The following is a 12,305-nucleotide window of genomic DNA, read 5'->3' on the forward strand; positions in this document are numbered from 1 at the left end:
CGCAAAAAGAAAACCGCCGCAGTCCTTCCGTTTCCGGAACTTCTGCGGCGGCTGCCGTTTTCTTAACTTATTTTTGCAGCGGAAAGATGATCTTTTCCGCAAAAAACTCGCCCTGCTCTTCCAAGGTCAAAGTACCTTTGTACTTCTGCACGATGCGCCGGATCACCTTCAGCTCGTATTGTGCAGAGCGGCTTGCCTGCTGTTCCGGCGGGCGCAGCGGGCTGATGATGTTCACCACCACAAAACCCTGCCGCACACAGACCAGCAGATCGATGACCCTGCACTCCGGCCGGGAGACCTGCACGGCGCTTTCCACGGCGTGATCCAGCGCATTGGCAAACAATGCGTACAGATCCCCCGCTTCAAAAAAGCCCAGACAGCTGCCGTTTGCCACGGCATTCAGCTGGATGCCCCGGGACTCGCACAGCAGGCTCTTCTCGGTCAGCACCACATCCAGCACCTCGTTGCCGGTGTTGCGGTTCGCGTCATACAGGCGGGCTGCGCGCTCGGCCTCATCAATGCGCTCCTGTGGTACCTCTTCGGGCGACAGCTTGCGGAGATTGGCGATCTGCACCTTCAGCTCATGGCAGCGCTTGTTGATGATCTGCACGTTCTGCCGGGCCACCTGATACTGCTGACGCTGACGCTCGTACAGCAGATTCAGTTCACTCATCTCTTTTTCCATGGCAGACTTCTTGAACAGCTCACTCTGAAAATACAGCAGGGTGATAAAATAGAACTGCCCGATCAGAATGGTAACGGTAAGACTCAGCGGAGTCTGTTCGGCGCGGGCATTGTCCAGCACGGCGGCCTGCACCATGAACAGGATGCCAATGAAGAACGCGCTGAACAGCTGCCGAGGCCCGATGTTGTATTCTCCTTTATAAGGAAGCTGCCGTGCCAGCAGGATGTACACCGCCGCAAAGAATACCGCCCCGGACAGCAGCTGTACCAGAACCGCCCAAGGGGAAGCCATATTCAGCGGGTGTCCATACCGGGTAAACTGCAGCTCCAGAAAGCACCAGCTCTCGTAAGCGCACTGCGCGATGAGCAGGCTCCATACTGCGCAGTACAGGGCACCTTTTTTATTGATATCCGTACACAGATAGATCATCCCGCCCAGCAGCGCAAAAAAGGAGATGTAAAGCACCAGCAGCAGGAGCTGCTGCTGCCACAGTGTTGTGGACTGTGCCAGAGGGTCCAGCAGCTGCGCCAGCAAAAGCAGCGGGAGCAGCATCCCGCAGGCGCGCGCCCAGAAATGGGTGCGATGCCGCAAAGGCAGACAAAAGACCAGCGCCGCGCCCCAGCGCAGCAGCGCCCGGAGCAGGCTGTTCAGCAGCGATGTGGTCACAGCACACCTCCCATGTAGGACGCTACTGCGGTAAGAAAGGCCGTGCGCTGCCGTCGGCTGATCTCCAGCCGGTCGTTTTTCACAAGGGCAAAGTCGTTTTCAATGCCCTTGACGTAGGCCAGATTGACCAGATAGCATTGGTTGCAGCGGACAAAATGATACTCGGCAAGCTGCTTTTCGGCACTTTGCAGGCTGGCGCGTGCCGCGAACTCGCCTTTAGAGGTGTGGTAGTACAGCATCCGGCTGTGGGTCTCCAGATAATAGATATCAGCGGTGTCCAGCAGCTGGATGCCGCCGCCCGCCAGCTGCAGCACCACCTGCCCGCCTCTGCGCCGCTGCACCCGCTGGATGGCGCGGGAAAGCTTGGTGCAGAACTGATAATAGTTCACCGGCTTCAGCACATAATCCAGTGCATCCACCTCGTAGCCCCGGATGGCATACTGTGCCATGTTGGTCACAAAGACCAGCACCACATCCGCATCCACGGCCCGGATGGCTTCGGCCGCTCCAAAACCGTCCAGCCGTGGCATCTCCACGTCCATAAAAATAATGTCGAACCCCGGCGTATAGTGCTCTGCGATCTCGGCACCGTCTGTGATGAGACTGATCTCCACCTGCAGGCCCTGCTCCTGCGCATATTGCCGGACGAACCGGTTCAGGCTTTCCCGTGTTTCTTCCTGATCCTCTACGATCGCAATTTTGAACATCCTGCACCCACCTTCTCACTGCGTCTGATCGCCGTATGGCTCTTTTTATTGAAACACACTTTTCTATGAAATGCAATGGAAAACCTTGTGGGGAAAACAGGTGCGGTTCTCGTCCTGCTCTGACGTGGGTTAGTGGATGGCGCAACAAAAAAGCCCCAGACAACCGTCTGAGGACTTTTGTGACAGAGCATTGCCAAGGGCAGGCAAACCTGGATTTATTCTAGATACTGCGGCAGATTCCACGCACCTCGCAGCACACGGTGGACCTCCACAGTCTTTATTTCATCGTTGACGCGGTAAAATACAAGATACTGGTCAACGACCATCCTACGGTAAGCAGGGTCGAGGCGGTAGATCTCGCACATTTTCGGGGTATCGCCCAATTTTGTGATCTTCTCCCGCAGCTCTTTCAGTACGCGGCTAGCTGTTTTAGGGTAAAAGCCAGACAGATATCGGGCGATATCGTTCAGGTCCTGTACAGCAAGGGGCAGATATTTGATTTTATACGTCATACTGCTTGCCCAGCGTCTCCCATACGCTTTCGTGGTCTGCCCATTGCGTGTCGGGGTCAGCCGCCTGCTGCTTTGCCTTGGCAAGTGCCTCGGCAACATACCGCTGGTGCAAGAACTCCTCGTACTTGGCGTAGTCCTCAATGTTGATGAGAACTGATTCCCCACGGCCATGATTCGTGATAATCACATGGTCGTGGTCTTTGAGCATTTCCGAAATTTCGGCGTAATGGTTGCGCAGATCCCGGGAAGGGCGAACGAACGTCTGCATCATACGGGGCACCTCCTGTCAGGAATATTGTATCACAAAATGACTACGGACGCAAGGCTGATGATTCTTGTTAGGGCGTGCGGAGCCCCAAACCCTGCTAAGAACGAGTACGGCAAACTGGAATTGACCGAGCTAATAGTTACCGTTTTCTAACACTCCATTCATCATCTTGAGCTTTTCTTTCAGCATAGTAACCGCAAGGCATATCCTTTAGAATACCAACAGAATTATCTAAGTCGAATACTGATTTTAAGGATACTAACTTTGCTTCGTCTGTTTCATGTGCTTTTCCACATAGAAATTGCCACATTCCATCATCTTCATCATGTGATACATATAAAATAGGTTCTCCATTCTCTAATATGTGGCAACAGGTTATTGTAGCTGTATTTGGTGCGTCATAAAATGGGAATTTCATATTTAACACTCCTTCAAATTCCGAGTTGTCGAACTGAGCCGAGTATACCACGCCTTGTTAAGAATATCAAAAGGCAGGATATCGCCCTCATGGTGATACCCTGCCTTTGCTTGTCCCGGTTCTCGTCCTGTACCGCCACCACGAAAAAAATCCTCAGACCGAATGATCTGGCGGCATCTTTCTTGGTAGACATTCCTATGCGTTGGGAACCGCGCACTAATCAAAGCCCCACTGGGGTGTTTGTTGCCCCGCCTGCGGCGTGGCCGCCCTGTTCGAGTCCTGTACCGTCCGGCTCCGACGTGGGTTAGTGGATGACGCAACAAAAAAGCCCCTGACCAAAGTCAGAGGCTCTTGTTTTGGTGGAGCATTGTCCACAGCACTCGAACCCAACACTTCCTCACGGGTGACCGTTTTGGCATCATCCGTGAAGTTGAAATTGAGTACGACCCGGTCATCAAAGACGTAGACCGAGTTGACAAAGGTATCAATGATCTGCCGCTGGTGTTCCGTGCTGCCCACGTCACCCTTGCGGAATTTTTCAAGCCAGAACCGAATCCACTCACGGGTCAGGACGGGCTTTTTCAGCTCTTCCTCCAGAATGCTGGTGTTCAGGGCTTCTTTCCGGGCTTCCAGTTCGTCCAGCCGCTGCTTGGTGGTCGGGGTCAGGATGCCCTGTTCAATGGCTTCCAGAAGGTTTGCCAGCCGTTTCTCCGTGTCCCGGAGCTGCTCTTTCAGGACAGGCAGCCGGGTGTTCTCCTTCTGCTGGGCTTCCATGACCAAATCTATCAGCCGTTCGATGATTTCATCGCTGAAAATCACCTTAATGGCGGTATCCACCACGAACCGTTCCAGCGGCTCCTTGCGGATGGCTTTCAGGTCGCAGTGCGCCTTGCCGTGGCGTTTGGCGTTGCCGCACTTGTAGTAATAGTAGGTGTTTCCCATGTGGCTGGTGNCTTGGCATCGTCCGTGAAGTTGAAGTTGAGTACGACCCGGTCATCAAAGACGTAGACCGAGTTGACAAAGGTATCAATGATCTGCCGCTGGTGTTCCGTGCTGCCCACGTCACCCTTGCGGAATTTTTCAAGCCAGAACCGAATCCACTCACGGGTCAAGACGGGCTTTTTCAGCTCTTCTTCCAGAATGCTGGTGTTCAGAGCTTCTTTCCTGGCTTCCAGCTCGTCCAAACGCTGCTTGGTGGTCGGGGTCAGGATGCCCTGTTCAATGGCTTCCAGAAGGTTTGCCAGCCGCTTCTCTGTGTCCCTGAGCTGGTCTTTCAGGACAGGCAGCCGGGTGTTCTCCTTCTGCTGGGCTTCCATGACCAAATCTATCAGCCGTTCGATGATTTCATCGCTGAAAATCACCTTAATGGCGGTATCCACCACGAACCGTTCCAGCGGCTCCTTGCGGATGGCTTTCAGGTCGCAATGCGCCTTGCCGTGGCGTTTGGCGTTGCCGCACTTGTAATAATAGTAGGTGTTCCCCATGTGGCTGGTGCCGCTTTCGCCGCCCATCAGGGTGCCGCACTTGCCACAGAACAGCTTGGTGGTCAGCAGATAGCTCACATCCTCTTTTGCAGGCCGACCGTGGGCGATCCTGTTTTGCTCGAAACGCTGCTGCACCCGGTCGAACAAGTCCTGATCAACAATAGCCGGGATGCCGCCCGGCGTCACAATGTCCTTGTATCGGTATTCGCCGATGTAGCGGCGGTTGCGGAAGATCTGGAAGAAGCTGTTCTTCACGAACGGCTTCCCGGTGCGGGTACGCAGACCGCGCTCGTTCAGGGATGCTGCAATCTTCTCGGCCGGTTCGCCGTCGGCATACCGTCTGAAGATCTCCTGCACGATGGGAGCCGTCTCCGGGTCGATATGGTACAGCCTGTCCTCCTTGCCAATGGTGAAGCCCAGCGGCACCATACCGCCGTTGTACTTGCACTGGAGGGCGTTTTCGCGCTCACCGCGCGCCACTTTCAGGGCGAGCTCGGCGGAATAGTATTCCGCCATGCCAATCAGCATACTTTCCACCATAATTCCTTCAGGTCCCTGCGAGATGGGTTCCATGACAGACACCAGATGGACACCGTTCTTTTCCAGCTGGTACTTGTAGTTCACGGCATCGAACCGATTCCGTGCAAAGCGGTCGAGCTTCCAGACCAGAACCACATCGAAGATTTTCTTCGCGCTGTCCTTTATCATCCGCTGGAAGTCCGGGCGGTCATCCGTTTTGGCAGAGTAGGCACGGTCAATGTAGGTGCCGACCACAGTGATGCCGTTCTTCTCGGCGTAGTCCTTGCAGTCGCGCAGCTGTCCTTCAATGGACGCTTCTCGCTGGCTGTCGGATGAATAGCGGGCGTAGATCACGGCGGTCATGGTTGCACCTCCTTGGCAGCGTGTTCGGGTTGCCTTTATAGTATCGGGTCAAGCGCAGCTTNCCCTGCGAGATGGGTTCCATGGCAGACACCAGATGGACACCGTTCTTTTCCAGCTGGTACTTGTAGTTCACGGCATCGTAGCGGTTCCGGGCAAAGCGGTCCAGTTTCCAGACCAGAACCACATCGAAGATTTTCTTTCCGCTATCCTTGATCATCCGCTGAAAGTCTGGGCGATCATCCGTTTTGGCAGAGTAGGCACGGTCAATGTAGGTGCCGACCACGGTGATGCCGTTCTTCTCGGCGTAGTCCTTACAGTCGCGCAGCTGTCCCTCAATGGACGCTTCGCGCTGGCTGTCGGATGAATAGCGGGCGTAGATTACGGCGGTCATGGTTGCACCTCCTTGGCAGCGTGTTCGGGTTGCCTTTATAGTATCGGGTCAAGCGCAGCTTGTCAACAATCTGCGAGCAGATTGAAATGTGAAAATTGCGAAACGCAGCGAAAAAGGTGAGAGCAAGAACCGTCCCGTGGCCACAAATTTTCAATTCTTGAAAATTCTTGCCCCTTTGGGACAGCTTCTTGTTGGGGCGTGCCTGCCCCAAACCCTGCTTCTTACTATTTGGAAATCACACAATTATGCACCACTGGGTCCACGAGAACTGACGCTCATCGGAGGTATAGAACTATAAAAAGATTGGCCATTCACAGTGTTTTGAGTCAACCCAATCAAATCAATCAACTGGCTCTCGTTATAGCTCTCTTGACAGTTATCCAGCACAGCACATTGGCAGCTATATACACCACTATCGTTAGAGACAACTCCCCACCATTCAAGGTCTGCCAAAAGTTTTCCAATCTTCTTGCGGTCAAAGCGTATTTCTTTTTCCAAAAGGGACGAGTAAATTTGTGGAGCAGACATCGGTTTTTGCTTTAATAGGAGAGCTAATGCCAATTCCTGTCCATGCAAACGGTGAAGCAAAAGACCTCTGCGAACCCAAATGTTCGACGTTTTTTTCATAGCAAATACCTCCTTTTTTAGATAGCTCGTTCACTTAAAATACGATTGATGTCCATTTGAAATTGCGCTCGTTCACAATTGTTATGTTGACTTGAGTATATCATATTACACAATAAAAGACTACTGTTATATATCAGACCCTGCCCTTTTTCCTGCGTACGTGCGTACCGACCATGTACGGACGTACGCAGCGATTAGTCCGAAAAGCGCAATATAGGGAAATACAAAGCAAAAAGGCAGGGCACCACCGCCATGGTGATACCCTGCCTTTACTTGCTCCTGCTTACCGTTCTACGTACTCCCTCCGCAGAACTTCCTGTAAACAAAAAACGTACCCGAACCCTTTTTCATAAAGAATCGGGTTCGAGTACGAACTGTATGGTGGACGGTACAGGACTCGAACCTGTGACCTCCTGCACGTCAAGCAGATGCTCTACCAGCTGAGCTAACCGTCCATAAGTCATATCGACTTGAATAGTTTACCACAGCCTGTGCAAAAAAGCAATACTTTTCTGTGATTTTTTATTTTTCCGCCTTCAGCGACCTGCGGACGATATCGTACAGCACCGGCTTCATGGCTTCAATATCATCGGGTTTGCCCTCCAGCACGCTGGAATAGCACACTGACATGCACATGCTGCCCAGTGCCGTGATGCGTTGGTAGATCTCCCGCTCAGTGCGGCCGGCCATTTCCGGGCTGGTCAGCACCACATTCAGCAGCTTGCGCATCAGCGGCTCGGCTTCGCGGCTGGCCTCGATCTGATCCAGCCCCGGCCATATGAAGTTGTGCTCCAGAAACTTGAGCACCAGCGTATCCTTCCGCAGTGCTTCGATGATGTGGTCGATCACCGCCACCATCTTGTCCGGGAAGTTTTCGAGCTCTGTCTGCTTTTCCACCGCTTCGCACGCGTCGCTCAGCAGCTGGTAGCTCACCCGGCCCAGCAGCGCCTGCATCACCGCACCCTTATCCTGAAAATACAGGTAAAAGGTGCCCTTGGCCACCTTGGCCCGGCTGGTGATGTCCTCTACGCTGGTTTTTGCGGCACCTCGCTCCAGAAACAGATCATAGGCTGCCTCCAGCAGTGCCCGGCGCTTCTCCTGCTTTTTGCCCTCCACGGTACCCATATTCCCTGACGATTCCTCTTTTCCGCTCGGTTTCATTCGCTCATTTGTGTTGTCTCAATCATTTTAGCAGTCCTTTTCCGATAGTGCAAGTCAAAAAAGCTATACAATTTCAGGCAGTTGATAAGAAAACTGACTTCTGGTCATTTTTGTACTTGACACCCGGTTTGTCATGGTTATAATAGTGTTTGCTTGGAAATGACCACCGGTCATTTTACTAAGATTTTTAACCATTTTCTATGGAGGGTTCTCATGAAAAAGATCGCACAGGGCATTGTGCGGCTGCGCAAGCTGATCCTGACAGTAGCATTCCTGCTGTTGATCCCTTCCGCAATCGGCGCAATTGCTACCCGCATCAACTATGACATCCTCACCTACCTGCCGCAGGATCTGGACTCCATGATCGGCGAGGTAGCCCTTGAGGACGATTTCCATCTGGCCTCCACCGGTATGATCACGGTAGAAGGCTTACCCACAAACGAACTGATCGCCATGAAGAAGGACATCGAGGCTGTTCCCGGCGTGACCCAGACCTTCTGGCTCAGCGATGTGATCGACCCCAGCATCCCCACCGAGATGCTGCCCGCCGATGTACAGCAGTTCATGTTCGGCAAAAACGATTCCACCATGCTGATCGTCCGCTTTGACGCCCCCAGCGCCAGCGACGAGACCATGGAAGCCGTCGCTCAGATCGAAAAGCTGCTGCGCAAGGACTGCTTCTTCGGCGGTATGAGCGTTATCCTGCAGGACACCAAGGCACTGGTCAATCAGGAAATGCCCATGTACATCCTGATCGCCGTGGGTGCCAGCCTTCTGGTGCTGTTCCTTTCGCTGGAAAGCACCATCACCCCGCTGCTGTTCATGCTGGGTCTTTTGTTCCCCATTGCGTACAACTTCGGCACCAACATCTTTCTGGGCCAGATCAGCTACATCACCGAAGCACTGGCCACCGTGCTGCAGCTGGGTGTTACGATGGACTTCTCCATCTTCCTGCTGCACCGCTATCAGGAAGAAAAGGAGCTGCGCTCTTCCAACGAGGAGGCCATGACCAGCGCCATCTGCAAGACCATGACCTCCATCTCCGCTTCCAGCCTGACCACCATTGCAGGCTTCCTGGCACTGTGTGCCATGCGTCTGACGCTGGGCCGCGATATCGGCCTTGTCATGGCAAAGGGCGTTGCCCTCGGCGTTATCTGCACCGTGGTCATCCTGCCCTCCCTGATCCTTACCTTTGATAAATGGGTGGAAAAGTACAAGCACCGCACCGTGATCCCCAAGCTGAAAAAGCTCAGCTACTTTGTTTCCAATCACTCGGTGCCCATCGTGGTTATCTTTATCCTCATCCTCATCCCCTTTGCCATCGCACAGAACAAGACCGAGGTCTACTACACTCTGTTCGACTCCCTGCCGCAGGACCTGACCGGCATCGTGGGCACCAACAAGCTGGGCGAGGACTTCGGCATGACCACCAGCCACTTTATTCTGGTGCATGACGACCTGACCGCCACCGAGGTGAGCGACCTGTGTGATGAACTCAAGGATGTGGACGGCATTACGCAGGTGGTGAGTCTGGATTCCATCACCGGCCCGGGCTTCCAGACCGAGCTGCTGCCCGACAGCATCATGGAGATCCTGCAGTCCGGCGGCTACAAGCTGATCCTTGCCAACAGCTCCTATAAGACCGGCACGGATGCCATCAACAACCAGCTGGACGAGATGATTTCCCTCATCAAGACCGTTGACCCCGAGGGCGTCATCACCGGTGAGGGTGCCATGACCAAGGACCTGATCGAAGTGGCAGATGTGGACTTCAAGAACGTCAACGTCTGGTCCATCATGGCCGTTCTGGTCATCATCGCCGTTTCCTTCAAGAGCATTTCCATCCCGGCGCTGCTGGTGGCCAGCATTGAAGCCGCCATCGCCATCAACATGGGCATCCCGTACTTCACCGGTACGCAGCTGCCCTTCATTGCAAGCATCGTCATCGGCACCATCCAGCTGGGTGCTACCGTGGACTACTCCATCCTGATGACCACCCGTTACCACGAGGAGCGCGCCTTTGGCCGCACCCCGAAGGAAGCCGCCCAGCAGTCGCTGGAGCACTGCAGCCAGTCCATCCTGACCAGCGGCCTGACCTTCTTTGCCGCCACCGTCGGTGTGGCTGCCATCAGTAAGATGGAGCTGCTGAAGAGCATCTGCCTGCTGATCTCCCGCGGCGCACTGATCAGCATGGTGGTCATTCTGGTGATGCTGCCCGCAGCCCTGATGCTGTGCGACTGGATCATCCGTCACACCACCCTCAAGTGGATGGTACCCGAATCCGCCAACGCCAAGAAGTCTGAAAAGGAGTAATTACGTTATGAAAAAATCGCTTCGTTTCGCCAGTGCGGCGCTGGCTCTCACCCTCGCCGCAGGCTGCGCAATGCCCGCATTTGCAGCTGGTAAGAGCAGCTTTTCCAAATCCGAGACCGTCTATGCTGTGATGAACGGCGACGGCTCCATCAAGAGCACCACCGTCAGCGAGCACCTGTACAGCGCCTCCGGCCTTGCAAACGTCACCGACAAGACCACCCTGACCGACATCCAGAACACTGAGAGCGATGCCGAGTTCACCCAGAACGGGGAAGAGCTGGTGTGGAACACCAACGACACCGATGTTTACTACAAGGGCAATACCGACAAGGCCCTGCCCATCGATGTGAAGGTGACCTACGCTCTGGACGGGCAGGAAGCCGCCCTTGAGGACATCATTGGCAAGAGCGGCCACCTGACTGTGACCGTCAACCTGAAGAACAACGAGACCGGCACCGTGAACGTGAACGGCAAGGACCGCACCATCGTCACTCCGCTGATCACCGCTGTGGGCGTCATTCTGGGCGGGGATGCTTCCAACGTGACCGCAGAACACGGTATGATCGAAAGCGCCGCCAAAAGCAGCGTTGCCGCCTTTGTTACCCTGCCGGGCGTGAAGGATTCCCTGTCCGGCCTGCTGCCCGATGAGGTGAACAGCATCGAAGACTATCTGCAGGACACCGTGACTGTGGAAGCCGATGTGGAAGGCTTTACCTGCCCGCAGGTCATGGTGGCCTGCGCTACCAGCACGGCCGCTCTGGGTACGAGCAACGTGTTCGACCTGAGCAGCATCAACGACCTGACCGATGGCATCAACCAGCTGAACGATGCCATGAGCCAGCTCATGGACGGCGCTTCCCAGCTGGTGGACGGCACCTCTCAGCTGGCAGGCGGTGTTCTGGCCCTGCTGGACGGTGCCAACACCCTGAACAACGGCGCTGCCGCTCTGGACGACGGCCTTGGCCAGCTGACCAACGGTCTGGACACCCTGAGCGCCAACAATGCAGCACTGAACGCCGGTGCGCAGCAGGTGGCGGACGGTGTGCTGGCTTCTGCCAACAAGACCCTGAAGGAAGGCGGCCTGATCGACGAGGACATGACATGGTCGAACTACGAGGCTGTGATCGACAACATCCTCACCATGAACGATAAGACCCTTGCTGCCGGACGCCGCAAGATCGTGCGCACCGTGTGGGAGCAGGAACCCAGCTTCAAGGACAGCCAGCTGGATCTGGCCCTGTATCTGTCCGCGACCAAGACGAACCACGATCTGGAAGCAGCCCTGAAGCTGATGCAGAACTTTGACGCTTCCATGCTGACCGGCGCTCTGGAAATGGTGACCAATGCCGATGCAAAGAACACCGCCAAGGCCGAGCTGAAGTATCAGGTGGAGAACAGCCAGGATATGGCCGATGTCCGCGCCCTGAAGACCAGCCTTTCTCAGATCCAGTTCTTTGTTTCCAGCGTGAACCAGTACACCGCAGGCGTGCAGACCGCTGCGGACGGTGCCCACTCCGCAAAGGATGGCAGCGCACAGCTGGCTGCAGGCACCAAGACCCTGTATGATGGCGTGAACACCCTGAACACCGGTGCAGGTCAGTTGAATGACGGCGCAGGCCGGCTGAACGACGGTCTGAACCAGTTCAACGAGGAAGGCATCTCCAAGCTGACCGGCGCGCTGGATCAGGATCAGCTCCATGGCCTGAAGACCGTGCTGGACGAGATGACCGACCGCCTGAACGACTACACCAGCTTTGCCGGTGCACCGGACGATGCCGAGAGCAGCGTGAAGTTCGTCTACAAGACCGCTGAAACCGTGGCCGCCGCCGACACCACTGCAGCCGTGACTGAGACGGTGAAGGAAGGCAATATCTTTACCCGCCTGTGGCAGCGCATCGTGAACCTGTTCAAGTTCTGATAAGACATCTTCGAGAATTCATGTTGAACCTCTTTCCATAGAGAAGGGGCTGTTGCAAAACAGCCCCAACAAAAAAATGAGATAGGCTTCCCCGAAAGGGGCTGCCTATCTCATTTTTTTTTTTGAGATCTGCCTTTGAGTTTTCAGCATTCTGCCCGTTTTGTACGGTGAATGCGGCTGTTTTCAACATTTTAAAGAGACGCTGTTTTGCAACAGCCCCGCGGGCGATGGAATGGCCCGACTCGTGTCCGGCAAGAAAGCTGCCCGCCCACG

Annotated in this window: 11 protein-coding genes, 1 tRNA gene and 1 pseudogene; 2 read left to right on the plus strand and 11 right to left on the minus strand. The window is 54.8% G+C overall.

Features of this window, described 5'->3' with window-relative positions; genetic code table 11:
* Positions 1–67: 67 nt before the first annotated feature.
* The 11 genes and pseudogenes from GKG34_RS16145 to GKG34_RS11420 all read right to left on the minus strand — a co-directional run bounded on the left by GKG34_RS16145 (position 68) and on the right by GKG34_RS11420 (position 7,765).
* Entirely contained in the window at positions 68–1,351 is a 1,284-nt protein-coding gene (locus GKG34_RS16145; RefSeq protein ID WP_005942791.1) for a GHKL domain-containing protein, read from the minus strand.
* On the minus strand, positions 1,348–2,058 hold the full coding sequence (locus tag GKG34_RS11375; RefSeq protein WP_005942793.1) for a LytTR family DNA-binding domain-containing protein: 711 nt from the start codon (positions 2,056–2,058) through the stop codon (positions 1,348–1,350). Before GKG34_RS11375 ends, GKG34_RS16145 begins: the two co-directional genes overlap by 4 nt.
* Positions 2,059–2,273: 215 nt before the next feature.
* Positions 2,274–2,570 (minus strand): type II toxin-antitoxin system RelE/ParE family toxin, encoded by a 297-nt coding sequence (locus GKG34_RS11380; RefSeq protein ID WP_005942795.1) that lies wholly within the window; start codon positions 2,568–2,570, stop codon positions 2,274–2,276.
* Entirely contained in the window at positions 2,560–2,841 is a 282-nt protein-coding gene (locus GKG34_RS11385) for a type II toxin-antitoxin system prevent-host-death family antitoxin (protein ID WP_005935267.1), read from the minus strand. Before GKG34_RS11385 ends, GKG34_RS11380 begins: the two co-directional genes overlap by 11 nt.
* Positions 2,842–2,977: 136 nt before the next feature.
* Positions 2,978–3,256, minus strand: a complete 279-nt coding sequence (locus GKG34_RS11390) for a hypothetical protein (protein ID WP_005342358.1) — start codon at positions 3,254–3,256, stop codon at positions 2,978–2,980.
* A gap of 216 nt (positions 3,257–3,472) precedes the next feature.
* Positions 3,473–4,198, minus strand: a complete 726-nt coding sequence (locus GKG34_RS11395; RefSeq protein WP_243139254.1) for a zinc ribbon domain-containing protein — start codon at positions 4,196–4,198, stop codon at positions 3,473–3,475.
* A complete protein-coding gene (locus GKG34_RS11400) occupies positions 4,129–5,622 on the minus strand; it encodes a recombinase family protein (RefSeq protein WP_243139255.1) in 1,494 nt (497 codons plus the stop codon). The genes GKG34_RS11395 and GKG34_RS11400 overlap by 70 nt, the downstream gene beginning before the upstream one ends.
* Before the next feature lie 62 nt (positions 5,623–5,684).
* A pseudogene (locus tag GKG34_RS11405) lies at positions 5,685–6,013 on the minus strand (recombinase family protein); the annotation flags it as partial.
* Positions 6,014–6,256: 243 nt separating this feature from the next.
* The gene (locus GKG34_RS11410; protein ID WP_154256266.1) at positions 6,257–6,640 is read right to left on the minus strand and encodes a hypothetical protein; all 384 of its coding nucleotides are present in this window, start codon (positions 6,638–6,640) and stop codon (positions 6,257–6,259) included.
* Positions 6,641–7,019: 379 nt separating this feature from the next.
* Positions 7,020–7,095: transfer RNA gene (locus GKG34_RS11415), tRNA-Val, on the minus strand.
* A gap of 67 nt (positions 7,096–7,162) precedes the next feature.
* On the minus strand, positions 7,163–7,765 hold the full coding sequence (locus GKG34_RS11420; RefSeq protein WP_005942961.1) for a TetR/AcrR family transcriptional regulator: 603 nt from the start codon (positions 7,763–7,765) through the stop codon (positions 7,163–7,165).
* Between the two features lie 249 nt (positions 7,766–8,014).
* Here GKG34_RS11420 and GKG34_RS11425 point away from each other — a divergent pair, with 249 nt between their 5' ends.
* On the plus strand, positions 8,015–10,114 hold the full coding sequence (locus GKG34_RS11425; RefSeq protein ID WP_044953801.1) for an MMPL family transporter: 2,100 nt from the start codon (positions 8,015–8,017) through the stop codon (positions 10,112–10,114).
* 7 nt (positions 10,115–10,121) lie between these two features.
* Entirely contained in the window at positions 10,122–12,032 is a 1,911-nt protein-coding gene (locus GKG34_RS11430) for a hypothetical protein (protein WP_154256268.1), read from the plus strand.
* Positions 12,033–12,305 lie beyond the last annotated feature (273 nt).

Source organism: Faecalibacterium sp. BIOML-A4 (genome assembly GCF_009679665.1).
Classification (GTDB): domain Bacteria; phylum Bacillota; class Clostridia; order Oscillospirales; family Ruminococcaceae; genus Faecalibacterium; species Faecalibacterium taiwanense.

What these genes read in the sequence shown, in the direction of transcription:
- GKG34_RS11375 (WP_005942793.1), bottom strand. Translation starts at nt 2,058, where the DNA reads ATGTTCAAAATTGCGATCGTAGAGGATCAGGAAGAAACACGGGAAAGC.
- GKG34_RS11395 (WP_243139254.1), bottom strand. Translation starts at nt 4,198, where the DNA reads ATGGGAAACACCTACTATTACTACAAGTGCGGCAACGCCAAACGCCAC.
- GKG34_RS11380 (WP_005942795.1), bottom strand. Translation starts at nt 2,570, where the DNA reads ATGACGTATAAAATCAAATATCTGCCCCTTGCTGTACAGGACCTGAAC.
- GKG34_RS11390 (WP_005342358.1), bottom strand. Translation starts at nt 3,256, where the DNA reads ATGAAATTCCCATTTTATGACGCACCAAATACAGCTACAATAACCTGT.
- GKG34_RS11420 (WP_005942961.1), bottom strand. Translation starts at nt 7,765, where the DNA reads ATGGGTACCGTGGAGGGCAAAAAGCAGGAGAAGCGCCGGGCACTGCTG.
- GKG34_RS11430 (WP_154256268.1), top strand. Translation starts at nt 10,122, where the DNA reads ATGAAAAAATCGCTTCGTTTCGCCAGTGCGGCGCTGGCTCTCACCCTC.
- GKG34_RS11425 (WP_044953801.1), top strand. Translation starts at nt 8,015, where the DNA reads ATGAAAAAGATCGCACAGGGCATTGTGCGGCTGCGCAAGCTGATCCTG.
- GKG34_RS11410 (WP_154256266.1), bottom strand. Translation starts at nt 6,640, where the DNA reads ATGAAAAAAACGTCGAACATTTGGGTTCGCAGAGGTCTTTTGCTTCAC.
- GKG34_RS11385 (WP_005935267.1), bottom strand. Translation starts at nt 2,841, where the DNA reads ATGATGCAGACGTTCGTTCGCCCTTCCCGGGATCTGCGCAACCATTAC.